Here is a 25,199-nt window from a genome sequence, read left to right on the forward strand (position 1 = left end):
GGGTCAGGCGAGGTTGGACAGCGCGGCGGCGACGGCGAAGCCCAGCACCGTGGCCAGCCCGGCCCGGTTCCCAGCCTTGTCCCGGGCCTCCGGCACCATCTGGTCGACCAGCATCACCAGCAGCGCGCCGGCGGCGAAGCCGTCGATGCCCGCCTTGAGGTCACCGCTCACGACGCCGGCCAGCGCGTGACCGCCCACCGTCGCCAGCACGCAGACGACCGCGACCGCGCTCCACAGGGCGAGGATCCGGCGCTTGGCGGTGCCCGCCTGCCGCATGTCGCTGGCCGAGCCGATCGCCTCCGGCAGGTTCGACACGAAGACGGCGACCAGCAGGGCGATGCTGATGCCCTCGCCCGTGGCCAGCCCGATGCCCAGCACCGCCTGCTCGGGGATGCCGTCCAGCAGGGCGCCCAGCGCGAGCGGCAGGCCACCGGTGCCGGCGCCGTTCCGGCCCCCGATCCGTTCCACCGCCCGGTCGGCGAAGAAGAAGGCCAGCGCGCCCGCCGCCACCCCCACCGCGACGGCGACGGGGCCGCCGACCTCGAGCCCGGCTCCCGCCAGCTCGAAGGAGACCGAGGAGATGAGCGCCCCCGCCCCGAAGGCCAGCACGCCCCCCACCAGCCCCGGCGACCAGCGGCGGCCGAGGGCGAGGAGGGTTCCGAGGAGCAGGGAGGCGGCCGCGACCGCGCCCCAGCCGAGCGCTGCAAGCATGCGGTGACGCTAGCCGCGGGGCCGACGAGCGCGGCGGGGGGTGGCCAGCGGGGCGGACGCGGTGACCGGGGGCCGCCCGGCGGCGAGCTCCCGCGTCGCGACGGCGACCGCGGCCAGCGACACCGCCCCGCTGAGCAGGGCCGGTCGGCGGCGGGCCGGGTCGGCCGCCGCGAGCGCGACCATCGACGCGGCGTGGGCGAGGTCGGTGGCGCGCCAGAGCCGCGGCAGCCGCGTCGGGGCCAGGGTCTGCAGCAGACCCTGACCGAGGTGCCGGACGGCGAGCACGGTGACGACGCCGCGCTCGCTCGCCGACGGGGCCCGTCCGGTGAGGGCCCGCCACAGCCCGTCGCCCCGCGCCAGGAGCAGGGCGCCCCAGCCCACGCCAGCCAGTCCGACCGCCCGGCTGCTCACCGGCGGCGGGCCGCGGCCAGGGCCGCGAGGCCGCCCGCCACCAGGACGCCCGCCCCCGCGGCCAGCGGACCAGCACGGTGCGACAGCCACTGCTGGACGCTGACGTCCTTCGCCCGGTCGTCGAAGGTGCCGTGCGCACCGAAGTCGCGGCCGCCGGCGCCGTCCAGCGGCGCGAACAGGTTGTCGGGGCGACCCTCCTCCTCCGGTTCGTCGACCTGCTGGTCGGCGAAGCCCGTCCGGGCGAGGTAGCGGTCGAGGAGGGCGGGGGCGACGGCGTTGCCCAGCAGCGTGCCGACGGTGCTGCCGCCCACCCACCACTCGCGGCGGCCCGGGTGGTCGATCGCGTGCACGATGCCCCGGGCGGCGACCTCCGGCTGGTAGATCGGCGGCACGGGCTGCGCCTTCTGCGGCAGTCGGGAGCGGACCCAGCCGAACTGCGGGGTGTTCACCGCCGGCAGCTGGACCATCGTGACCTGGATGCCGCTGCCGTCGTGCAGCAGCTCGGTGCGCAGCGACTCGTGGAAGCCCTGGATGGCGTGCTTGGCCCCGCAGTACGCGGTCTGCAGCGGGACGCCGCGGTAGGCGAGCGCCGATCCGACGTGCACGATCGTGCCGCGGTCGCGCAGCTTCATCCGGCGCAGCGCCGCCATGGTGCCGTAGACGTAGCCCAGGTAGGTGACCTCGGTGACCCGCCGGTACTCCTCGGCCGTGATGTCGCCGAAGCGGGCGAACACCGACGTGAACGCCACGTTCACCCAGACGTCGATGGGACCGAGCCGGTTCTCCACCTGCTCGGCGGCGGCGTCCACCGCCTCGGCGTCGCTGACGTCGACCGGGATCACCAGCGCCTCGCCGCCGAGCTCCGCGATGTCGCGGGCGCCGGCCGCCAGGCCGGTCTCGCCGCGGGCCAGCAGGGCCAGCCGGTCACCGCGCCGGGCCAGCTCGCGCACCACCGCACGGCCGATCCCCCCGCTCGCCCCGGTCACGACGACGACACGTCCAGCCATCCAGCTCCTCCTCGGTGCTCCGGCCGGCGGTGCGCGCGACCTGGTCCCTTGTATAGCCACGGCGCCCGCACCTCACGCGCTGCCAGCGGGGCCCCTCCCGCCGACTTCTGGCGGCTGGGCCACCGCTGAGGTGGTCCAGCCGCCAGAAGAGGCGGATCAGCCGCGGCGGCGACGGACGGCGAGGGCCGAGACGCCGCCGACGACGGCCAGCCAGCCGAGGACCAGCACCCAGAGCACCGGCCCACCCGTCCGCGGCAGCAGCGGGATGCCGGGACCCGGCGGGCCATCCTGGGCCGGCTGCCCCGGCTGCCCCGGCTGGCCCGGCTGGTCCGGGTCGCCCGGGTCAGCCGGGGGGTCCACGGTGAGCGTCGCGTCGGCGACCCCGTCGTCCGGCTCGGGGTCGACCGTGCCGTCGCCGCCGCTGACCGCGACCGCGTTGGTCACGACCCCGGTCCCGCTCACCCGGGCCGCCAGCCGCAGCTCCGCGGACGCCCCGGCGGCGAGCGTGCCGACCGCCCAGGTCATCGTCGCCGGGTCGAAGCGGCCGGTGCCCGGCTCGGCGCCGACGAGGGCCAGCCCGTCCGGCCAGCGCTCGTCGACCATGACGCCGGAGGCGTCGGACGGACCCCGGTTGGTGACGGTGACGACGTAGCCCACCTCGTCCCCGACGCTGGCCTCCGTCGCGTCCGCCACCTTGGCGACGCCGAGGTCCGCGAGGTGGCGGAGCGGTGCGGGCGGGGTGGTCGCGGTGTTGTCGGCCAGGTCGAGGTCGGGCGACGTGGCCGTCACCGTCGCGCTGTTGGACAGCGTCCCGGTGGCCCCGGACTCGACCGTCCCGACCAGCTCCACGCTGCCGGACGCCCCGACCTCGAGGTCGCCGAGCCCGCAGCTGACCGTCCGGTCCACGGCCGTGCAGCCCGTCGGGAGCTCGGCCACGACCGGGACCGCCGGCAGGGTGTCGGTGAGGACCACCCCGCGCGCCGTCGACGGACCCCGGTTGGTCGCCGTCAGCGTCCACCGCGCCTCCTCGCCCGCGCCCGGCGACACCGTGTCCAGCACCTTGGTGAGCGCGACGTCGGCCTCCCCCGTCAGCGGCGTCGTCACCTGCGCCGCGTTGTCGTCGGTCTCCGGGTCCCGGCTGGCGGAACTCGCGATCGTGACGCTGTTGGTGAGGGCCGACAGCTCGCTGCCGGAGGCGACCGTGCCGCGGACCACGACCGCGGCCAACTCCCCGTCCCGGAGGACGTCCAGCGTGCAGGTCAGGACCCGGTCGACGACCGCAGCGCAGGCCCCGGCCGGCCCCTCGACGGCCAGGTCGGTCAGGTCGTCGGGCAGGACGTCCCGGATCGTCACGTCGCGGGCCGCGGAGGGACCGGCGTTGCGGGCCGTCACCGTCCAGCTCACGCGCTCGCCCGGCGCCGCCGCCTCGCGGTCGGCGACCTTGGTGACCGCGAGGTCCGCCACCGCGACCCCGCCGCCGGCGACCACGGAGGTGTTGTCATCGAGCTGCGGGTCCGGATCGGACCCCTGCACCGTCGCCGTGTTGACGAGGGTGGCCGGGTCGACGTCGTCGGCCACGGCCACCGGGATCGTGACGACCACCGGCTCGTCCCCGGTGGGGCCCAGCTCGGCGATGCGGCAGGTGACCGTCTGCCCCTCGACCGCACAGGCGGCTCCGCTCACCTCGCCGATGCCCAGGCCCGCCGGCAGCACGTCGGTGACCACCACGCCGCGCGCGGTGGACGGCCCGGCGTTGCGCACCGTGAGGGTGAACACCGCGTCCTCACCCGCCACCACGTCGTCGACGGTCTTGACGATCGACAGGTCCGCCGAGCGGGTCACGGTGGTCGACACCGGGTCGCTGGTGCCGTTCGCCGGCTCCGGGTCGGCCGTGTCGCTCCGGACGCTCGCGGCGTTGACCAGGGCCGCCCCGGTGTAGGCCGGGTCCACGACACCGCTCACCGTGACGGTGACCTCGTCGCCGTCCGCGACCGCGTCCAGGTCGCACCTGACCACCCGGTCGACGACGGCGCAGTCCGCGCCGCTGGTCCGGAGCCGGCCGACGCCCGCGGGCACGGGATCGCTCAGCACCACCCCGCGGGCGGTCGACGGACCGTCGTTCGCCACCGTCAGCCGCCAGACGACGGGCCCGCCCGCCACCAGGGTCTCGGGCCCGGTCTTCGTCACCGACAGGTCGGCCGAGGCGGCCGTGTCGCCGCGGGCGGTGTCGCTGTTGTCCGCGGCGTCCGGGTCGGACGTCGACGACGTCACCTCCGCGGTGTTGGTCAGGGCGTCGGCCTCGAACCCGGACGCGAGCCGGCCGGTGAGCGTGAGCTCGACCGACTCGTCCGGGTCCAGGGTGGCCAGCGCACAGCTGACCGTGTCGGTGCCGGTGCAGCCGGCCCCGGCGACCTCGACGTCGGAGACCCCGTCCGGCAGCGCGTCGGTCAGCCGGACGTCGCGGGCCACCGACGGTCCGGCGTTCTCGACGACGACGCTCCAGGCGACGTCGCCGCCGGGGGTGACCACGCGGTCGCCGGTCTTGCTGACCGCGAGGGCGGCCGAGCGGACGACCGGCACGGCGGCCGCATCCGTGTCGTCGCCGTTCTCCGGGTCGTCGGTCGCGGCGCTGACGGTGGCCCGGGTGGTGACGCTGTCCGCGGTCGAGCCCGCGGGCACCCGGGCGCTGACCGTGAGCACGACGGCCGCCTCGTCGCCCGGCAGCAGCGTGGCGAGCGTGCAGACATCGGTGCACGTGAGCCCGGCGGGACCCGAGACCCTGACGTCGGTCAACCCCGCGCCGGCCGGCAGCGCGAGCCGGACGCCGCGCGCGGTGGCCGGGCCGCGGTTCGCCACCGTGACGGTCCAGCTGGTGCGGGTGCCCGCGGTGACCGCGGCCGCGTCGGCCCGGACGTCCACGGCGACATCGGCGATGGCCCCGAGGTCGGTGCTCGCGGCGTCGCGGCGACCGCCACTGCCGCCGCCCGGCTCACCGGTGGCGGAGGTCACCGCGGCCCGGTTGGTGAGCACCCCGGTCACGGTCGAGGGGTCGACCGGCCCGGTGGTCACCAGGTCGACGGTGACCCGGCCGTCGTCGGCGAGCTGGCCCACGTCGCAGCGGACCTGGTCGTCCTGCTGCGCGCAGACCCCCTGGCTGGCGGTGACGGTGACGGGGCCGACACCGGCGGGGAGCGCGTCGGTCAGCACGACGCCCTGGGCGTCGGACGGGCCGTCGTTGGTCAGCACCAGCCGCCACGCGAGCGGGGTGCCGGCGCTGGCCGTCGCCGGCCCCGTCTTGCTCAGGGTCAGGTCCGCCTGCCCGGCGACGGGGGCCGCCCGGGTCGCGGTGTTGTCGCCGGCCACGACCATCGGCGTCAAGGAGCTCGCGACGGCGCTCAGGTCCAGCGTGTCCACGGAGACGCCAGGGGCCACCGCGAGCGGGACGGTGACGGCGACGTCGGCCCCCGGCGCGAGGGCCGGGACGGTGCAGCGGAGCGTGCGGCCGACCAGCGTGCAGGTGGCCCCGTCCCCGGTCGCGTCGGCGGCCAGGGTCAGGCCTTCGGGCAGCGTGGTGCTCAGCACCACCCGGTCCGCGGTCGACGGGCCGGCGTTGCGGACGCCCACGACGAGGGTGGCGCCGGTGCCCGGCACCAGGGTGCCCGGGCGCAGGTCGAGCGTGGTGACCAGGTCCGAGGCCCGACCGACCGCGGTCGTCCAGGTCGCCGTGTCGTCCACGGAGCTGGGGTCGGCGGTCGGGCTGGTGACGGTGGCAGCCGTGTCCAGCTCCCCGCCGGCGAAGGCCGGGTCCAGGGTGCCGGTCACCACGACCGTCACCGTCGCGCCCGGGGCCAGGTCGCCCAGCAGGCAGCTGACGTCAGGGCGGCAGCGCGCGTCGTCGACGGCGACGTCGCGCACCCCCGCCGGCAGCAGCTGGGCGAGGTCGACGTCCCGGGCGGTCGACGGGCCGGCGTTGCGGACCACGAGGGTCCAGCGCAGCGGGCCGCCGGCGGTCGCCGTGGCCGGGCCGGTGAGGGCGACGGACACGGCCGCGGACTCGCCCACCGAGGCGTCGGCCGAGCCGGCGTCGTTCCCCGGGTCGGGGTCCGGCGTCGCGGAGGTGACGCGCGCGGTGTTGGTGAGCCGCTCGTCGAAGGTCTGGGTGACGACGCCGCCGACGGTGACGACCGCCTCGGCCCCGTCCGCGAGGGTGCCGAGGTCGCAGCGGACGCCCGGCCCCACCACGGTGCAGGTCCCGGCGTCCGAGCCGGCCGTCACCGCGCGCACCTGGCTGGGCACGACGTCGGTGAGGACGACCCCGGTCGCGTCGGAGGGGCCGTCGTTGGTGACGACGACCGTGAAGGTGATCGGCTCCCCCGCCACCGGGAGGCCTGAGGTCAGCGCCTTGCCCACCCGCAGGTCGGCGGAGGCGCCCACCTCGGCGTCGCTGGTCGCGCTGCTGCCGCCCGGCACCGGGTCGGGTGTGCTGGTGGTCGCGCTCGCGGTGTTGCGGAGCCCGGTGTCGGGGTAGGCCGGGTCCAGGGTGCCGGTCACGCGCACCTGGACCGTCCCGCCGGGCGCCAGCTGGTCGCGGGTGCAGCGGAGGGTGCCGTCGGCGACGGCGCAGTCCGCGTCGCCCGAGGTGGCGGTGGCCGGGCGGACCCCGGCCGGGAGCGCGTCGGTCAGCACCACGTCCCGGGCGGTCGAAGGGCCGGGGTTGGTGAGCACGAGCGACCAGGTGACGGCCCGGCCCGCGACGACCGCGCCCTCGACGCGCTTGGTCAGGGCCAGGTCGGCGGCGCGGCCGACGGTGGTGCTGCCGGTCGCGGTCAGGTCGGCGGTGTCGGGGTCGGCCGTGGTGGCCGCGGCGGTCGCCGTGGCCGGCAGGGCCGTGGCGAGTGAGGCCGGGTCGAGCTGGCCGGTCACGACGAGCACGCGCTGCTCACCGGCGGGCAGCGCACCGAGGGCGCAGAGGGTCCCGTCGGCGGTCACCGGGCACCCGGTGCCGTCGACGACGGCGGTCAGGCCGAGCAGCCCCGGCGGCAGGGCCAGCCGGGTGGTCGCCCCGGCCGCGTCGCTCGGGCCGTCGTTGCGCACGGTCACCCGCCAGGTGAGCTGCTCCCCGGCCAGCACCCTGGTGGGCGCGTCGAGAGCCACGGAGAGGTCCGCGCTGCGGCCGAGCGGGGTGCTCAGCCGGCTGTCGTTGTCGTTCGGGGTCCGCTCCTGCGTGACCGCGGTGGCGACGGCCCGGTTGACGAGGTCGCCCCCGGCCGAGCCGGCCGTCGGCCGGCCGACCAGCGTGAGCACGGCACTGCTGCCCGTCGCCAGCGTGCCGACGTCGCAGGTCACGGAGCCGTCGAGCGTGCGGCAGTCGCCACTCCGGTCCAGGGTCGCCGAGGTGACGTCGACACCCACCGGCACGGTGTCGGTGAGGACCACCCCGCGGGCCTGGGACGGGCCCGTGTTCCGGACGGTGACGGTCCAGGTCACCGGGGCGCCGGCGACGGCCGGCGTCGGGGTGGCCGACTGCTCGACGACGAGGTCGGCCGCCCCCTGCAGCGGGGTGCGGACCTGGTCGCTGTTGTCGGCCGCGTCGGGGTCGACCGAGCCGGTGGAGCCGACGGAGGCGGCGTTGGTCAGCGCCGCGTCGAGGGTGTCGGCGTCGACCCGGCCCGTGATGCTGGCGGCGACGGTCTGGTCGGCCCGCACGACGTCGAGGGTGCAGACCAGCGGCCGCACGTCGAGCGGCGCACAGCTGCCGCCCGGGACGGAGGCGGCGGTGACGGCGACCGAGGCCGGCAGCGTGTCGACCAGGCTCACGGCACGGGCCGCGGAGGGCCCGTCGTTGGTGACGGCCAGCGTCCAGGTGACCAGCTCACCCGGCACGGCGACCGTGCGGTCCGCGGTCTTGGTCAGCCGCAGGTCGGCGCGGCTGGCGGCCTCGCCGGCGACCACGGCGCTGTTGTCCCCCGCGTCGGGGTCGGTGGTGTCGGACTGCACGGAGGCGGTGTTGGCGAAGCCGTCGGGGTCGACGTCGTCGGCCACGACGACCGGGATGGTCACGACGACCGGGGTGCCCCCCGTGGCCGCGAGGTCACCGAGGTCGCAGGCGACGGTCTGGCCGCGGACGGCGCAGGTGCCGCTCGTGCTGGTCACCGCGCCGGCCGTCAGGCCGGCCGGCAGCACGTCGGTGACGACGGCGGCGCGGGCCCGGGAGGGTCCGGCGTTGGCCACGGTGAGCACGAAGGTCGCCGGCGAGCCCGCCTCGAGCGGGTCGGGGCTGACCGTCTTGGTGACCGACAGGTCGGCCGAGCTCGTCACCTCGGTGCGGGTCGCGTCCCGGTTGTCGGCCGGCTGGACGTCCGTCGCGGCCGAGCTGACGGTGGCGACGTTCTCCAGGGTGCCGGCCGGCTGGCCGGCGTCGACGACCCCGGTCACCTGCACGGTGACGGCGTCGTCCGGGTCCAACGCGCCCACGGCGCACCGGATCCCGGCGCCCTCGACGGTGCAGCTGACCCCGCCCTCCGGCGAGCCCGCGGCGATCCCGCCGACCCCGGCGGGGAGGGTGTCGAGGACGACGACGTCCCGGGCCTGCGACGGCCCGTCGTTGCTGACCTCCAGCTCCCAGGCCACGGCCTCACCGGCCGTGGCGGCGGCGGGGCCGGTCTTGACCAGCGCCAGGTCGGCCTCCGGGCGGACGAGGGACACCGCGGTCGCCGCGTTGTCGCCGCTGTCGGGGTCGGGGGTCGTCGCGGTGACCCGGGCCGTGGTGGCCAGCTCGGGGTCGGCCAGGTCGGCGGCCACCCGGCCGGTGACGACGAGGGTGACCGCGTTCTGGTCGCCCACGTCGAGGCTGCCGAGGTCGCAGCTGAGGGTGGGGCCGTCGGTGCAGCGGACCCCGGCCGGGGCGCTCACCCGAGCGCCCGTGACGCCCGTCGGCAGGGCGTCGGTGACGACGACGCCGCGGGCCAGGGACGGCCCGAGGTTGGTGACGGTCACGGTCCACGAGACGTCCTCGCCCGGGACGACGGTGTCCGGCCCGTCGAGGACCAGGGCGACACCGCCGGCCTGCTGCACCGCCACCGGGGCGCTCGCGCGGTCGTCCCCCGGGTCCGGGTCGGGGGTGCTGGTGCTCACCCGGGCGGTGTCCACCACGGCGTCGCCCGCGAACGCGGCGGGCACGGTCCCCCGCACCGTGAACACCAGGGCCTGGTCGGTACCCGGCCGGAGGTCGCCGATCGTGCACGTGGTCCCGGAGCAGGTCACCCCGTCCGCGGGCACCAGCGTGAACCCGCGGACGTCGTCCGGCAGCGGGTTGGTCAGCACCACGTCCCGCGCGGTCGAGGGGCCGGTGCTGCTGACGGTCACGGTCCAGCCGACGGGACCGCCGGCGACCGTGCTGGTGGGGGTGGCCACCGTGGTGACGGTGACGTCGGCCTCGGCGACGACCCGGGTCTCGGAGGAGGCGCTGCGCCCGTCCGGGGTGGGGTCGTCGGCGACGTCGCCGTCCGGGTCGGCGGTCGGCGAGCTGACCGTGGCGCGCGCGACGACGGGACCCGCCGGGTAGGAGGGGTCGAGGACACCGCTGGTGCCGACGGTGACGCGGACCGCCTGGCCGGCGGCCACGACGCCCAGGGTGCAGGTCACGGTGACGCCGGACTGGGTGCAGCTGCCCTGGGTGCTGGCGAGGCTGACCCGGCCGACGCCGGCCGGCAGCGTCTGGGTGATCACCGTCGCCTGGGCGTCGGAGGGCCCGTCGTTCGCCAGGTCCAGCGTCCAGCTGAGCGGGGTGCCGGCCCGCACCTCGTCGGGGGCGCTGCTCAGCAGGGTCAGGTCGGCCCGGCCACGGACCGGGAGGGTCACCGCGTCCGTGTTGTCCTGCGCGTCCGGGTCGGGTGTGGCGCTGGTCGCGCTGGCGCTGTCGGCCACCGTGGCGCCCGTGAACGAGGCGCCCACGGTCACCGGCAGCGTGAGGACGAGCGCACCGCCGGGCTCGAGCTGGTCGAGCTCGCAGGTCACGGTGCGGCCGGTGGTGGTGCACGCTCCGGCGCTGGAGGTCGGGTCCCCGGCCAGCGCCAGGCCCTCGGGGAGCGTGTCGGTCGCCGAGACCTGGCGCGCGGTCGAGGGGCCGTCGTTGCGCACGGTGACGGTGAGCGTGGCACCGCGACCCGGGGTCAGCTGTGCGACGTCGCTGGCGGTGGTCACGACGAGGTCGGCCGTGCGCGTGACCTCGGTGACGACCCGGCTGGTGTTGTCGGTGGTGTCGAGGTCGGCGGTGTCGGAGGTCAGCACCGCCGTGCTGTTGAGGCTGGTCGCCGAGCTGTCGGCGGGGACCAGCCCGCTGACGACGATCGTGCGGCTGGCGTCGGCAGCGAGGTCGCCGATCGGGCACTGGCCGTCCGGGGTGCAGGGGTCGTACGCCGACTCGACGCGGACGTCGGTCACGCCGGCCGGCAGCAGCCCGAGCAGCCGGACGCCGCGGGCGTCGGAGGGCCCGTCGTTGGTGACGGTGACGGTGAACCTGACCCGCTCACCGGCGACGACGCGGTCCGGCCCGGTCAGCACGACCGACAGCTCCGCCTGCTCGTCGGCGGTGGTGGCGACCCGGGCGGTGTTGTCGGCGAGGTCGGGGTCGGGGGTCGAGCTCTCGACGGCGGCGACGCTGCTGAGCTCCCCGCTGAAGTCGGCCGCCAGCACGCCGCCGAGGTCGATCCGGGCCTCGGCGCCGGGGGCCAGCTCGGGGACGGTGCAGAGGAGGTCACGGCCGGTGAGGGTGCACGTGCCCGAGGTGCTGACGACCGTGGGGTCCTCGATGTCGACGGGCAGGATCGAGCGGACCGCCACGGCGCGGGCCACGGACGGGCCCGCGTTGCGGACCAGCAGGCTGCTGCTGATCGGCTGGCCGGCCACCGGGCGACCGCTGCCGATGAGCTGGGCGATCGAGAGGTTGGCGCTCTGGCCCACCGGCGTGCTGGAGGACGCGGCGTTGCCGGTCAGGTCGGGGTCGGGGGTGCCCGCCCGGACGGTGGCGGAGTTGACCAGCGCGGCCTGGGTCGCGCCGGCGTCGAGGGTGCCGCGGACCTGGACCCGGATCGGGGTGCCCGGCGTCTGGGTCTCGAAGGAGCAGACGAGGACGCTCGTCCCCTCCAGCCGGCAGGTGCCGCCCCCGGCGTCCACCGTGGCCAGGGTCACGCCCTCGGGCAGGGTGTCGGTGAGGACCACCTCGCGGGCCACGGAGGGCCCGCCGTCGCGGACCGTGAGCGTCCAGCTGACCGGGCCGCCGGCGGTGAAGGTCTCCGCGCCGGGCGTGCTGGTGACGGTGAGGTCGGACGAGCGCGCGATGGTCGTCACGAAGGTGGAGCTGAGGTCGGCCGTGTCCGGGTCGGGGGTGTCGGCGGCGACGGTCACCTCGTTGGTCAGCGTGGCGGCGGTCGTGGCCGGGTCGACCTGCCCGGTCACGGTGATCACCCGTGAACCACCGGCGGTCACGACGCCGAGCGGGCAGAGCAGCTGCTGCCCGGTGAGCGTGCAGGTGCCGCCGTCGGAGGTGCCGGTGAGGCCGAGCAGGTCGGCCGGCAGGTCGTCGACCACGACGAGACCGGTGCCGTCGGAGGGACCGTCGTTGGTCACCCGGACCGTCCAGGTGGCGGTCCCGCCGGCGGCGACGACGGCCGGCCCCGTCTGGCTCACGGAGAGGTCGGCGGAGCGGCCGACGCGGGTGGTGCTGCTGGTGGTGCCGTCCAGCGGGTCGGGGTCGGCGACGGCCGAGGCGACCCGGGCGCTCGCGAGCAGCGCCGTGCCGGCGTAGCCGGGGTTCACCCGCGCGACGACGGTGAGGGTGCGGCTCGCCCCGGCGGCGAGGTCGTCGACGGTGCAGGTGGGCGAGGGCGTGCCGGAGCAGCTGCCCGGGCCGTCCAGGGTGCTGGAGAGGACGGTGACGCCGTCGGGCAGCGCGGTCGTCAGCCGCAGGTCTCGGGCGTCGGACGGGCCCTCGTCGGTGACCCGGAAGGTCCAGGTCAGCTGCTGCCCGGCCACGACCGACGCGGGGGCGGTGCTGGTCAGGGCCAGGTCGGCCGAGGCGGTCGCCGGCGTGGTGACGGAGGTGGTGTTGTCGTCGGGGTCCGGGTCGGTCGTGGTCGAGCTGACCGTCGCCTCGTTGGTGAGGTCGGTGACCGTCGAGCCGGCAGCCAGCAGGCCGCTGACCGTCACGGTGACGGTCGCGCCGACGGCGACGTCGCCGAGCACGCACTCCACGGCGTCGGCGGCCACCGGGCACGAGCCCTGGCCGGCCTCGGCGCCGGTGAAGGCGACCCCGGCCGGGGCGGCGTCCCGCACCCGCACGTCGCGCGCCACGGACGGCCCGTCGTTCTGCACGCTGACCTGCCAGCGCACCTCCTGACCGGGCGTGGGAGGGCCGGACAGCAGGCTCTTGCGGACGGACAGGTCGGCCCGGCTGCCGACGGCGCTGCTCACCGTGGCGGTGGCGGGCGTCGGGTCGGTGGCCGACGCGCTCGCCGTGGCGGTGTTCACCACCGGCTGGCCGGTGGGCTGGTCGACCGGCACGCCGAGGGTCAGGGTGACGGTGACCGAGCCGCCGACGTCGAGGGTGCCCCAGCTGCAGGTGACCTGGTCGTCGTCGGCCGGGGTCTGGGTGAGCGGGTCGTAGACGCAGCTGCCGTCGCCGGACGCGTCGACCCGGCCGAAGGTCAGCCGGTCGGGCAGGACGTCGGTGAGGATCACGTCGCGGGCCTGCGAGGGCCCGTCGTTGCTGAGCACCATCCGGTAGGTGACCGGCTGGCCGGCGACCACCGGCCCGCTGGTCACCTGCTTGGTGAGCTGCAGGTCGTTCTGGCCGCTGACCGGCTGCTCCAGGCTGGCCGTGTCGTTGCGGGCGGTGGGGTCGGCCGTGTCGGAGGCGACCCGCACGGTGTTGCGCACCGCGCGCCCGGCGGAAGTGGCGGCCAGCCGGGTCGTCAGCTGCACGACGACCACGGCCCCGGGCTCGACGGCGCCGAGGTCGCAGGTGACGTCGGAGCCGTCGGCGCTGCAGGTGCCGGCCGGGTTGACGGCGGAGACGAAGGTCAGCCCGTCGGGCAGGCTGTCGACCACCCGGACGGCCCGGGCGCGCGACGGGCCGGCGTTGCTGACGGTGACGACGTAGGTCTCCTGGCCGCCGGCGATGGGGGAGCTGCTGCGCGCGGTCTTGGTCACGGCGAGGTCGGCGCTGGTGACGACGGAGCTCGTCACGCGGGCGGCTCGGGTGTCGGGGTCCTGGTCGCCGGTGGGCGAGCTGAGGGTGCCGCGGGCGGTGAGGCTGCTGCCGTCGGCCAGACCGGGGTCGACCTGGGTGTCCACCGAGACCGAGGCGCCGGCGCCCGGCGCCAGGTCGCCCAGGGTGCAGCGCACCTGGTCGAGCGCGGCGGCGACGGTGCAGGTGACGCCGGGCGGGGCGGCGATGCCGCCGGCCAGCACCCGCACCCCGGCGGGCAGCACCTGGTCGAGGACGACGGCCGTGGCCAGGGACGGCCCGACGTTCACGGCCCCGAAGGTGTACCGCAGCGTGGAGCCCGCGGTCACGGGTTCCGGCGCCGCGGTCGCGGTGAGCCGGAGGTCGGCGGACTGGACCACCGGGGTCGTCGTGGTGTCGCTGTTGTTCCCCGCAGCGGGGTCGGGCACGGCCGAGCCGACGGTGACGGTGCTGGAGCGACTGCCGGTGGCGTCGGCGGCGACCGCGACGGCCACCCGGACGGTCAGGGTGCCGCCCGGCGACAGCCGGTCGACGCCGCAGCGGACGATCTGCCCCTCGACGGTGCACGACCCGGTGCTCGGCGCGACCGAGACCACGGTCAGCCCGGCCGGCACGGTGTCGGTGAGGGTGACGCCGGTCGCGTCGGACGGCCCGGCGTTGGCGGCGGTGAGGGTGTAGGTGGCGGTGCCGCCCGCGACGAGGACGTCGGTCGAGAGGCTGCTGGTGGCCCGGACGTCGGCCGCGGTGACCACCTCGAGGGCGGCGACGGAGGCGTTGTCGGCCTGGTTGGGGTCCGGCGTCGTGGCGCCGATCGAGGCGGTGCCGGAGATGGTGCCCGCGGGGGTGCTGGGCAGCACGCGGGCGCGGAAGGTCAGGTTCGCCGTGCTGCCGACGGGGAGCGTGCCGATGGCGCAGGAGACGGTGCGCCCGGTGACCGTGCACACGCCCCCACTGGACCCCGGTACGGGCTCCAGGCCGTCGGGCACCTGGCCGGTGACGACCACGTTCCGCGCGGTCGAGGGGCCGGCGTTGTTCACGGTGACCCGGTAGCCGGCCTCCTCACCGGCACGGACGGTCGGGGTGGTGGCCACCATGGTGACGCCGACGTCGGCGGAGCGGGCGATCTCCGTGGTCGAGGTCGCCGTGTTGTTGGAGGTCGTGGGGTCGGTCGGCGTGGTCGCGCGGACCGAGGCCGTGTTGGCGGTGCTGCGGTCGACCAGGTCGGCGTTCACCCGCCCCACCAGGGTGATGGTCGCGCTGGCACCGCCGGCCAGCGTGCCCACCGTGCAGGCGACGGCCTGGCCCGTGGCGGTGCAGCTGCCGCCGCCGGGGACGGTGGAGCTGGCGTAGGTCACGCCGGTGGGCAGGGTGTCGTCCACCACGACGCCCGTCGCCGCGGACGGCCCGGCGTTGCTGGCGGTCAGCGTGTAGGTGACGTCACGACCCGGCACGACGGGCGACGGGCTGGTGGTCTTGGTCAGCGCCAGGTCCGCGCTGGAGGCGGTCGAGCTGACGAAGGTGGCGGTGTTGTTGGTCTCCGCCGGGTCGGTGGTGGCGGCGGTGGCGACCGCGGTGTTGCTCAGGCCGCCGGCGGGCGCGGTCTGCGGGGTCGTCACGGTCACCGTCCGGCTGTCGCCGGCCCCGACGTCGAGGGTGCCCATAGGGCAGGTCACCGTCCGGCCCGAGGCCGTGCAGCCGGTCGAGGCGCTGACGAAGGTGGTTCCCGTCGGCAGGGTGTCGGTGACCACGACGCCGCGGGCCTGCGACGGTCCGGCGTTGGCCGCGGTGAGGGTGTAGGTCAGGTTGCTGCCCAGCTGCACCGGGTTCGGGGCCGCGGACTTCGTGAGCGAGACGTCCGCGCGGGTGACGACCGTGATGTCGGTGGACGCTGCGTCGTTCGTGGTGACGGCCTGGGCGGTGGTCGTGGTCGCCCGGGCGGTGTTGGTGACGGTGCCGGCGTCACGGCTCGCGTCGACGCGCACCGACAGGGTGAGCCGGACGGTGGACCCCGGTGTGATGGTGCCGAGGTCGCAGGCCAGCGGCGACCCGGCGGCGCAGGTGCCCTGGGTGGGCGTCACCTGGAGCAGGGTGAGCCCGGCGGGGACGGCGTCGGCCAGCGTGACGCCGCGCGCGTCGGTGGCGCCGGTGTTGGCCACGGTCACGGTGTAGGTGAGCGTGCCGCCGGCGGGGACCGTCGTCGGGTTGGCCGTCTGGGTGACCGCGAGGTCGGCGTTCTGGGTGACGGCCGTGGTCGCGGTCGCGCTGTTGTTGGCCGGCGTCGCGTCGGGCGTCGCCGAGGTGACGCTGGCGGAGTTGTCCAGGGAGGTGGCGGTCGACGAGGCGGCCACCGTCGCCCGGAGGGTCACGGTCGCGGTGGCCGCCGGGGCCAGCGTCCCGACGGTGCAGATGACCGTCTGGCCGCTGGCCGAGCAGGTGCCCTGGCTGGGGTCGGTGCTGACCAGCGTGGTGCCCAGCGGCAACGTGTCGGTGATCGTCGTCGACGTGGCCGACGAGGGGCCGGCGTTGAGCGCGGTGAGGGTGTAGACCACCTGGTTCCCGGCCGCCACGCTGGCCGGCCCGGTCTTGGTCAGCCGCAGGTCGGCGTCGCGCGTGACGGTGGTGCTGGCCGTCGCCGTGTTGTTGGTCGCGACGTCGTCGGTCGTCGACGCGGCCACGCTCGCGGTGTTGACCAGCGTGCCGGCGGCGGTCCCCGCGCCGACGTCCACGATCACCGGGATGCTGACCGCGGCGCCGTTGGCCAGGGTCGCGGTCGAGCAGGTGACCGTCTGGCCGCTGGAGGTGCAGGTCGTGCCGGAGGGCGGCGCCGAGGAGAGGTAGCTGACGCCCGTCGGCAGGGTGTCGGTCGTCACCACCCCGGTCGCGGTGTTCGGCCCGTTGTTGGTGACGCCGAGGGCGTAGGTGACCCGTGAGCCGGCGGTCTGGCTGGTGGGCGTGGACGTCTTCGTCAGGGCCAGGTCGGCGATCTCCTGGACGGGGGTGCTGACCGTGTTGGTGGTGAAGGTGTAGCTGTTGCCGAGGGTGACGGCCCGGTAGTCGAGCAGGGCACCGTTGACGACGGTGGTGCCCGCGGCCGGCCGCTCGACGCGGGCGCGGAAGGTGACGGCGGTGCTGCCGTTCACCGCGACCGTGCCGCCGGCGGTGGCACTGGCCCCGGTGCCCAGCCGGACCCGCACCAGCCGGTCGGCCGCGACGTACTCCGCGACGTCGTCCCCGGTCGCGTCCGTCTTCGGGGTGGTGGAGGCGTTGGCCCCGCTGACCACGGTGGTGCTGCCCGGCACGTAGCTGACGCCGGCCGGCAGGGTGTCGCGGGCGACCACGTCGGCGGCGGTGTCCTGGCCGGAGTTGGTGAAGCTCAGCCGGTACTCCAAGGTGTCCCCGACCTGGGCCGGGGCGTTGCCGCTGAGGTTGGTGACGGTCTTGCTGACGCCCGCGAAGGACGGCGTGTAGAGGTCGATCTCCGTGGTCAGCAGGCCCAGGTAGATGTAGTCACCGGTGGTGCTGACGCTGACGGTGGCCGAGGTGGCCCCGTTGGGCAGCACGCCGTTGGCGCTGATCCGACCCATGTCGACGCCGAAGTTGTTGGTCGCGCTCGGGTTCCGGGCGCTGATGCTGGTGCCGTAGTTGGAGATGGCGGAGTCGAAGGAGTTGTTCGCGGGCCGCGCGGCGTCGGACAGGGTGGTGCCGCCGAACTTCAGCACGTCACCGGTCGTGCCCAGGTCGCCCTCCCAGGCGCCCAGGCCCACCGTCGCGTTGACCGTGCCGGCGGTCGGGGTGATGAAGCCGGAGACGGTGGTCGAGACGGTGGAGTTCGCGGCCGTCTCGGTGGTGATGTCGGCGAAGCCCTCGAACACCGTGAGGTCGCGCAGCGGCAGGTTCGGGTTGGAGTAGGCGACGACCAGCGTCCAGCCGGCGTAGCGGTCGACCCCGGTCGCCGCGACCATGTCGGCGAAGAAGTAGGTGCCGTTGCCCCCGGTCCTCACGGTGGAGGTGACGTCCAGCGACGCCTGGTAGGGGGTGGTGTCGATGGTGGTCGTCGTGACGGTGGTGGCGTTGACGGTCGTGTAGCCGCTCTGCCCCGGGCCCCGGAACTTGGCGGTCCCGACGGCCCCGGTCCCGGCCGCGCCGCTGGTGCCCGCGGTCAGCCGGGCGCTCCACAGCAGGCGGGCGTACAGCACGGTGGAGTCGGCGGGCAGGGCGAGGTCGGCGCTGGTGGAGTTCGTGGTGGCCGCGACGTTGTCCACGTCGGAGAAGGCCATCGTGTAGTTGTTGTTGTTCGTGTTGGTGCCGGAGCCGCTCCGGGCGGCGGTGCAGCCGGTCGCCGCCGTCTGGCAGGTCAGCTGGGTGTTGCCCACGATCGCGATGGCGCCGTTGTTCTGGGCGCTGAACACCTTGGCGAAGGGCTTCTGCACGGCCGCCTCGGCGGCCACGGGCGGCAGCACCGCGGTCCCCAGCACCAGCAGGGCCAGGACCAGGCTGAGCACCCAGGCCGTGGTCTGCCGCCAGGGCGCAGGAGCGCACCAGCGGGAGGGTCGGGACGACCTGCGCGACGGGTCGCGTGGGGGCATACGACGTGAACCTCGGGAGTCACGCCCTCCCCCGACCGGGCAGGCGGACGTCCGGCGAGCGGCCGGACGTCTGCACTGTAGAGGTGCGGCGTAGATTGCGCCACCGCTCCGACGAGCCGATGCGGGTCCCGCAGAGGCGTGCTGGGCCGGACCACGCGGCCGGCCGGGGCGCCCCGGTCAGGGCCGGGCCGCGCCCGGCCCCGGCCGGAGGGGCGGCGTCAACGGGCCGCGTGGGGCCGCGGACCGCGCAGCGCGCTCCACCACGGGCGACGGCCCCCGGACCGCCGGACCGCCCGGGAGGCGGCGTAGCGTCGCAGCGCCGAGGGCGGGGCCACCTGCGCCGCCAGCCGGTCCATCGCGGCGATGTCCTGCAGCTCGGTGATCCTGGCCCGGTGCTCCCAGCCGAAGCTGTAGTCGTCGGTCATCTCGGTTCCTCCTGCTCGGCGGGCCGGGTGGCCCGTGCTCAGGACCCAACCTCGTCCTGAGGTGGGGCTGCCGGCATCGGGCGGGCGCCGTATCCCGCGGCGGCGGCGGGCCCCGCGCTGGTCTGAGGTACCTAGGGCCCGACAGCCGCCGTCCGAGGTGCCCGCCGCTGTCAGCCCTCTCTGCCACGATGGCGGCATGTCCGCCGCCGCCACCGCGCCCGCACCCCTGGTGGGCCGGGCCGACGAGCTGGCGAGGCTGGTCGCGGCCACCGGCCTCGGCCCGCCCGCCCGGTCGGGTCTGGTGCTGGTGAGCGGCGACGCGGGCATCGGCAAGTCACGGCTGCTCGACGCGCTCGGCGAGCAGGCGACGGCCCGCGGCTGGCGGGTGGCCGTCGGGCACTGCCTGGACCTGGGCGGCAGCCCGCTCCCCTACCTGCCGTTCTCCGAGATCGCCGGGCGACTCCAGGCCACCCGGCCCGAGGTCATGCAGGCCCTGGTGCACCGGTGGCCGGCCGCGGCCCGGCTGCTGCCGGGCGCGGCCCTCGGTGCCGAGCCGGCGGGCGAGCCGCTCGACCGCGGCGCCTTCTTCGCCGCCCTGCACGCCGTGCTCTCCGAGCTCGGCCGCGCGGGTCCGCTGCTGGTGGTGATCGAGGACCTGCACTGGGCCGACCGCTCCACCTCCGACCTGCTCAGCTACCTGTTCAGCCGCGGTTTCGCCGAGCCGGTCTCGGTCGTCGCCTCCTACCGCAGCGACGACCTGCACCGGCGGCACCCGCTGCGCACCGTCGCCGCCCAGTGGTCCCGGCTGCCCGGTGTCGCCCGGGTCGAGCTGGGGCCGCTCTCCGACGCCGCCGTCCGCGACCTGGTGCAGCGGCTGCACCCGGACCCGCTCGCCGCGGCCGAGATCCGCACGGTCGTGGAGCGGGCCGAGGGCAACGCCTTCTTCACCGAGGAGCTGGTGGCGGCGGTCGGTTCGACGGTCGTCCCCCGCGACCTGGCGGGGCTGCTGCTGCTGCGGCTGGACTCCCTGGACGTCGAGTCCCAGCTGGTGGTGCGGGCGGCCGCGGCGGGCGGACGGCAGGTGCGCGACGACGTGCTGGCCGCGGTGGCCGGGCTGGGGCCGGAGGCGTTCGAGGCCGCCGTCCGCTCGGCGGTGGAGCTGAACGTGCTGGTGGCCGACGTCGACGGCTACCGGTTCCGGCACTCGCTGCTGGCCGAGGCGGTCTACGAGGACCTGCTCCCCGGCGAGCGGCGCCGGCTGCACGCCGCCTTCGTGCGGGCGCTGACCACCCTCGGCAACGGCGGGGCGGCCGACCTCGCGCGGCACGCCGTGGCCGCGGGGGAGCACGCGACGGCCGTCCGCGCCGGCGACCGGGCCGGCGACGAGGCGCTGGCCGCGGGCGGCCCCGACGAGGCGGCCCGGCACTTCGCGCAGGCCTTGGACCTGCACCCCGGCTGGGGAGCGCCCGACGTGCCGGACCTGGTCCGGCTGACCGAGAAGGCGGCGGCGGCGGCCGCCGCGGCCGGCCACGTGCTCCGGGCGGGATCGGTGGTCGCCGAGCAGCTCGCACGGCTGCCGGCCGACGCGCCGGCCGAGGACCGGGCCCGGCTGCTGGTCGCCCGGACGGAGGCCGGGCTGCTCTCGGAGTCCAGCACCGACGTCGTCGCGCTCGCACGGGAGGCGGTGTCGCTGGTCCCCGCCGAGCCCCCGACCGCCCTGCGCAACCGGGCGGTGGCCGTGCTCGCGACCGCCCTGGCCTCCGTCCGGCAGGACGAGGAGGCGCTGCGCTGGGCCGAGGAGGGTCTCGCCACCCCGCCCGAGCTGCGGGTCGGGGAGGTGACGACGCTGCTGCAGACGGTGCTGGCCCGGGTCACCGAGCGCGGCGGCGACCCGGCGGCCTCCGAGCGGATGCTGCGGCGGGCGCTGGAGGAGGGCCCGGACGACCTCGCCCGGCTGCGGGTCCGCTACCAGCTGGGCTGGGTCGAGCTCGAGGGCGGCCAGCTCGAGCAGGCCTTGACGACCTTCCGGCAGGCGGCGCGACGCAGCGCCGAGCTGGGCCGGCCCTACGCCCCGACGGGCGCGGACTCGCGGGTGCTGGCGGGCCTGGTCGCCTACCAGCTGGGCCGCTGGGACCTGGCCGAGGAGCTGTCCGAGCCCGGCGCCGGGCAGCCACCCCCGCTGGCGGCGGCCGGGCTCGCCGCGGTCGCGCTCGCGGTGCGGGCGGGTCGCGGGCGGACCGCCGGCTGGCCGGAGCTGATGGCGCGGGTCCGTCCGCAGTGGACCACCGACGGCATGGTGGCGGTGCACAGCACCGCGGCGGCGATCGACCTGCACGGCGACGCCGGGCACGTCGACGCGGCGCTGGCCGTCTACGACGAGCTGGTCGCGTGCATCACGACGGTGTGGGGCACCCGGGACTTCCAGGGCCAGATCCGGCTGGCGGGGTTGCTGCTCGGGCAGCTGGCCGCGCACGCCACCGGCGCGGACCCGGAGCGTCGGCCGGCTCTGCTGGAGCGCGCTGACGCGCTGGTCGACGCCGCGCGGCGGGCCCGCGCGATGGGCCGCCGCCCCGAGCCCGGCCTGGAGAGCCAGGCCTGGCTGGCGCGGGTGCACGCAGAACGGCTGCGGCTGCAGCAGGCCGCGGGCGAGCCGGTCGACCCTGCGGAGGTGGAACGGGCCTGGGCGGCGGCGGTCACGGCGGTCGAGCGCTACGGTCAGCCGTTCGAGCTGGCGCGCAGCCGGACGCGCTGGGCGGCGGCGCTGAAGCGGCTGGGCCACGGGCGGGAGGCGGCCGACGTCGCGCGGCTGGCGCAGGAGACGGCGGAGGCGTTGGGTGCCGCTCCACTGCTCGCGGAGCTCCGGCCGCTGGTGGGCCGCCGCGGCGCGCCCGAGGTGCTCACCCCGCGGGAGGCGGAGGTGCTCGCGCTGGTCGCGGAAGGCCTGAGCAACCGCGAGGTGGGCGAGCGGCTGGTCGTCAGCACGAAGACGGTGAGCGTGCACGTGTCGAACATCCTGGCCAAGCTGGCCGTCCGCTCGCGCACCGAGGCCGTCGCCGTCGCCCGACGCCGCGGCCTGCTGGCCTGACCGTGCCGGAGACGGGCCCCACGTCAGCCGAGGACGGCGTCGAGCGCCCAGAAGGCCTGCTGCGCCGTCGGGCAGGGGTACTGCGCCGCGGGTTCCCGGTCCTCGTCCCGGCACCGGGTGCACCGCAGGTGCAGACCCTCGGGTCCGTCCACGACCGGGAGGCCGGCGTGCTCGGCCAGGATCAGGTGGAGCGCCGTCGTCAGCCGCTGGCCGCTGGCGCCGGCCCGGCGCAGCACGAGGGCGGCGGCGGTGGCGAAGGCCTGCTGGGCGTCGAGTGCCGGATGGGGCTCGCGGAGCAGGGTCAACGGACGGTGACCGGTGACGGGGCTGGTGGGTTCTGCCATGACCTCGACCGACATGGTCGTCTCCTCCGGGGGTAGGTTGATGAGGTCACGCTCGCGCCGCCGCCTCTGCGCGGGCCTGCGACCGGCGCGGGGTCCGCTCAAGACGAGCCGAGGATCAACCCATCGGCAGCGGGGGGTGGTCCAGCACCGCGGGACCGGGATACTGGACCCAGAGGCTGCCGCCGGCCGGCGCGTGGCCCGACCAGTCGACGAGCCAAGACGAAACTGCGGGCGCCACGCCCGCCGATAACGCCGGACGCGCACCGCGACCGGCCAGGAACGGAGTGCAGATGACCGACGTCGCCAGCCAGGGCCCCGCTGCGGGCCAGGAGGACCGCGCCGTCCTGACGAACCGTCAGGGCCACCCGGTCTACGACAACCAGAACCAGCGCACCGTCGGGGCCCGGGGTCCCGCCACGCTGGAGAACTACCAGTTCCTCGAGAAGATCAGCCACTTCGACCGCGAGCGCATCCCCGAGCGGGTCGTGCACGCCCGTGGCTTCGTCGCCTACGGCGAGTTCGAGGCCACCGGCACCTGGGGCGACGAGCCGATCGCCGCCTACACCCGCGCGAAGCTGTTCAGCGAGGCCGGCAAGAAGACCGACCTGGCCATCCGCTTCTCCAGCGTGATCGGTGGCCGGGACTCCTCCGAGGCGGCGCGCGACCCCCGCGGCTTCGCGGTGAAGTTCTACACCGAGGACGGCAACTGGGACCTCGTCGGCAACAACCTCGCCGTCTTCTTCATCCGGGACGCCATCAAGTTCCCCGACGTCATCCACGCGCTCAAGCCCGACCCCATCACGTTCCGGCAGGAGCCCGCGCGCATCTTCGACTTCATGTCGCAGACGCCGGAGTCCATGCACATGCTGGTGAACCTGTTCAGCCCGCGCGGCATCCCGGCCAACTACCGGACCATGCAGGGCTTCGGCGTGAACACGTACAAGTGGGTCAACGCCGAGGGCGTCACGCACCTGGTGAAGTACCACTTCCAGCCCCACGCCGGCGTCAAGAGCCTCACCGAGGTCGACGCCGCGAACATCCAGGCGAACGACCTCGGGCACGCCTCGAAGGACCTCTACGAGGCGATCGAGAACGGCGACCACCCGAAGTGGGACCTGTACGTGCAGGTGATGAGCGACGACGAGCACCCCGAGCTGGACTTCGACCCGCTGGACGACACGAAGGTGTGGCCCGAGAACGAGTTCGAGCCGAAGCTGGTCGGCACCATGACGCTCAACCGCAACGTCACCGACCACCACAACGAGAGCGAGCAGATCGCCTTCGGCACCGGCGTGCTGGTCGACGGGCTCGACTTCTCCGACGACAAGATGCTGGTCGGACGGACCTTCAGCTACTCCGACACGCAGCGCTACCGGGTGGGCCCGAACTACCTGCAGCTGCCGGTGAACAGCGCGAAGAACGCCCGCGTCGCCACGAACCAGCGCGGCGGCCAGATGTCGTTCGGCACCGATCTCGGTGAGGGTCAGAACCCGCACGTCAACTACGAGCCCTCGATCACCGGTGGTCTGCGCGAGGCGCAGTACCCGACGCACGACGAGCAGGGGCCGGAGATCTCCGGGCGGCTGACGCGGAAGCGCCTCCCGCGGACCAACGACTACCTCCAGGCCGGGCAGCGCTACCAGCTGCAGGAGCAGTGGGAGAAGGACGACCTGGTCGCCAACTTCGTCCACCTCATCGGGCAGGCCGCCCGGCCGGTGCAGGAGCGGATGGTCTGGCACTTCCTGATGGTGGACGACGAACTGGGCCTGCGGGTCGGCGAGGGTCTCGGGATCACCCCGGACGACGTCAGGATGCTCGAGCCGCTGCAGACCCAGACCCTGTCCGAGGACGAGCTGGACCGGCTGGCCAATCTGGGCAAGAACGGCGTGCGGGACGTCAGCGGTCTCCGCATGACGCACACCGTGCCCAACGAGCACGTCGTCGTGGAGCGCTGACCGAGGGTCTCCTGCCCCGCGTGATCTGACGGTGTCGACCCGGCTCATCCGAGCCGGGTCGACGCGCGTCCGGGGTCAGGAGCGGAGGTGGCGCAGCCCTGTCGTGACGCCCGCGGTCAGCGCCGACCGCTGGCCACGGGTTCGGGGACGGCGAGCGGCTCCCTCACCCGCAGCCGACGCTCGAGCACGACGAGCCCCACCAGGGCGATCGCCGACAGCACCGCCGGCACGTAGAAGACCTCGGGCAGACCGAGCCGGGCGACGCCGAAGCCGCCGATGAGGCCGCCGGTGGCGGCGCCCAGCGTCATCGAGCTGAGGAAGACCCCCGAGGCCGTGCCGACCCCCTCGGGATACAGGTGCTGAGCGATCGAGACGCCCAGGGCGCCCAGGGCGGCCCACAGGCCCGCGGCGAGCAGCTGGCCGAGGAAGAGCCCGGCCACGCCGGTGCTGGTGGCGAAGGCGAGGTTCGCCCCGACGCCCAGGGCCAGCCCGAACACCATCACCTTCAGCGGCCCGTACCGGTCGGCGAAGCGGGCGAGGAACGGCATGAGGGTGAGCTCGAGCAGCGGCTGGATGGCGATGACGGCGCCCCGCACGGTGTCGGGCACCCCGAGCTCGTCGGCCATGTAGAGGGGGAGGAAGCCGAACTTGATGGTGTCCCCGGTCATGGCGAGGACGCACAGGCCGGTGAACGCCAGCAGGGGCACCATCCGGCGCCGGGACCCACGCGGGCTGCGGGTACCTGCGAGCTCGTGACCCGGATGCCGGAAGCGCAGCACCCGCTGCCCACCGAGGGGCAGCACCTGGCTCAGCGTGAGCACCGCGGTGGCCACGAGGAGGGGACGGAGCCCCACCACGCTGCCCAGCCAGCTACCCAGCACCGGGCCCAGCACCCAGCCCGCGGTGAAGGCCATCCGGACGGCCGAGAGGATCCGGTTGTCCGCCCCCGTGGGCTGCCGGCTGAGCTCGTCGCGGGTGGCGGCGAAGAGCTGGGCCATCGAGGCCCCGGAGATGCTGAGGGCCACGGCGCTGATGACGAAGGGCATCCAGACCTCGGTGCTGAGCGCCATGGCCAGCCAGCCCAGCGCTCCGACGACGGCGCAGACCCGGAACAGCCCCAGCCGGTCCTCGCGACGGTCGGACAGCCGCCCGAGGAGGAAGCCGGCGACGGGCGCCGCCAGGTTGGTCACGTAGTAGAGCCCGGCGACGGTGTAGGACGCACCGAGGTCGCGGACGAGGAACAGCGTCAGCTGCGGCAGCGTCGCCGAGACGGCCAGGCCGCTCAGCAGCAGGGCCGCGAAGGCGCTCCGGTAGAAGCGGGACGCGAGGATGATGCGCACGGTCGAGGTGCGAGGGCTGGTCACGGGTGCAGGACTTCCGGGACGGAGACGGAGACTCGACGACGGCGTCGGGCTGAATCGATACAGAGA

9 protein-coding genes are annotated in these 25,199 nt (G+C 75.6%); 2 read left to right on the forward strand and 7 right to left on the reverse strand.

Going from position 1 to position 25,199, the window contains the following annotated elements:
- Positions 1–3: 3 nt before the first annotated feature.
- The 5 genes from BLT72_RS18485 to BLT72_RS18505 form a co-directional block, all read right to left on the reverse strand.
- Entirely contained in the window at positions 4–711 is a 708-nt protein-coding gene (locus BLT72_RS18485; RefSeq protein WP_091414705.1) for a ZIP family metal transporter, read from the reverse strand.
- 9 nt (positions 712–720) lie between these two features.
- Complete coding sequence (locus tag BLT72_RS18490; RefSeq protein WP_091414706.1) at positions 721–1,092, reverse strand: hypothetical protein; 372 nt, start codon at positions 1,090–1,092, stop codon at positions 721–723.
- A gap of 26 nt (positions 1,093–1,118) precedes the next feature.
- Positions 1,119–2,129, reverse strand: a complete 1,011-nt coding sequence (locus tag BLT72_RS18495) for an SDR family oxidoreductase (RefSeq protein ID WP_091414709.1) — start codon at positions 2,127–2,129, stop codon at positions 1,119–1,121.
- Between the two features lie 156 nt (positions 2,130–2,285).
- Positions 2,286–17,876 (reverse strand): DUF11 domain-containing protein, encoded by a 15,591-nt coding sequence (locus BLT72_RS18500; protein ID WP_091414711.1) that lies wholly within the window; start codon positions 17,874–17,876, stop codon positions 2,286–2,288.
- A 302-nt stretch (positions 17,877–18,178) separates the two neighbouring features.
- Positions 18,179–18,385: a hypothetical protein gene (locus tag BLT72_RS18505; protein WP_091414712.1), complete on the reverse strand. Its 207-nt coding sequence runs from the start codon at positions 18,383–18,385 to the stop codon at positions 18,179–18,181.
- A gap of 196 nt (positions 18,386–18,581) precedes the next feature.
- Between BLT72_RS18505 and BLT72_RS23375 the strand changes: the two genes are divergently transcribed.
- Entirely contained in the window at positions 18,582–21,470 is a 2,889-nt protein-coding gene (locus BLT72_RS23375; RefSeq protein WP_091414714.1) for a helix-turn-helix transcriptional regulator, read from the forward strand.
- A gap of 23 nt (positions 21,471–21,493) precedes the next feature.
- Here BLT72_RS23375 and BLT72_RS18515 read toward each other — a convergent pair whose 3' ends face one another.
- Positions 21,494–21,829: a hypothetical protein gene (locus BLT72_RS18515; RefSeq protein ID WP_091414716.1), complete on the reverse strand. Its 336-nt coding sequence runs from the start codon at positions 21,827–21,829 to the stop codon at positions 21,494–21,496.
- A gap of 275 nt (positions 21,830–22,104) precedes the next feature.
- Between BLT72_RS18515 and BLT72_RS18520 the strand changes: the two genes are divergently transcribed.
- Positions 22,105–23,769 (forward strand): catalase, encoded by a 1,665-nt coding sequence (locus BLT72_RS18520; RefSeq protein WP_091417854.1) that lies wholly within the window; start codon positions 22,105–22,107, stop codon positions 23,767–23,769.
- A 116-nt stretch (positions 23,770–23,885) separates the two neighbouring features.
- Here BLT72_RS18520 and BLT72_RS18525 read toward each other — a convergent pair whose 3' ends face one another.
- Positions 23,886–25,133 (reverse strand): MFS transporter, encoded by a 1,248-nt coding sequence (locus tag BLT72_RS18525; protein ID WP_157720562.1) that lies wholly within the window; start codon positions 25,131–25,133, stop codon positions 23,886–23,888.
- Between the last annotated feature and the right edge of the window lie 66 nt (positions 25,134–25,199).

It is taken from the genome of Friedmanniella luteola (assembly GCF_900105065.1).
In the GTDB taxonomy this organism is placed as follows: Bacteria; Actinomycetota; Actinomycetes; order Propionibacteriales; family Propionibacteriaceae; genus Microlunatus; species Microlunatus luteolus.

Excerpts from the sequence above, each read along its gene's own strand:
- BLT72_RS18485 (WP_091414705.1), bottom strand. The coding sequence starts at position 711 with ATGCTTGCAGCGCTCGGCTGGGGCGCGGTCGCGGCCGCCTCCCTGCTC.
- BLT72_RS18495 (WP_091414709.1), bottom strand. The coding sequence starts at position 2,129 with ATGGCTGGACGTGTCGTCGTCGTGACCGGGGCGAGCGGGGGGATCGGC.
- BLT72_RS18505 (WP_091414712.1), bottom strand. The coding sequence starts at position 18,385 with ATGACCGACGACTACAGCTTCGGCTGGGAGCACCGGGCCAGGATCACC.
- BLT72_RS23375 (WP_091414714.1), top strand. The coding sequence starts at position 18,582 with ATGTCCGCCGCCGCCACCGCGCCCGCACCCCTGGTGGGCCGGGCCGAC.
- BLT72_RS18515 (WP_091414716.1), bottom strand. The coding sequence starts at position 21,829 with ATGTCGGTCGAGGTCATGGCAGAACCCACCAGCCCCGTCACCGGTCAC.
- BLT72_RS18520 (WP_091417854.1), top strand. The coding sequence starts at position 22,105 with ATGACCGACGTCGCCAGCCAGGGCCCCGCTGCGGGCCAGGAGGACCGC.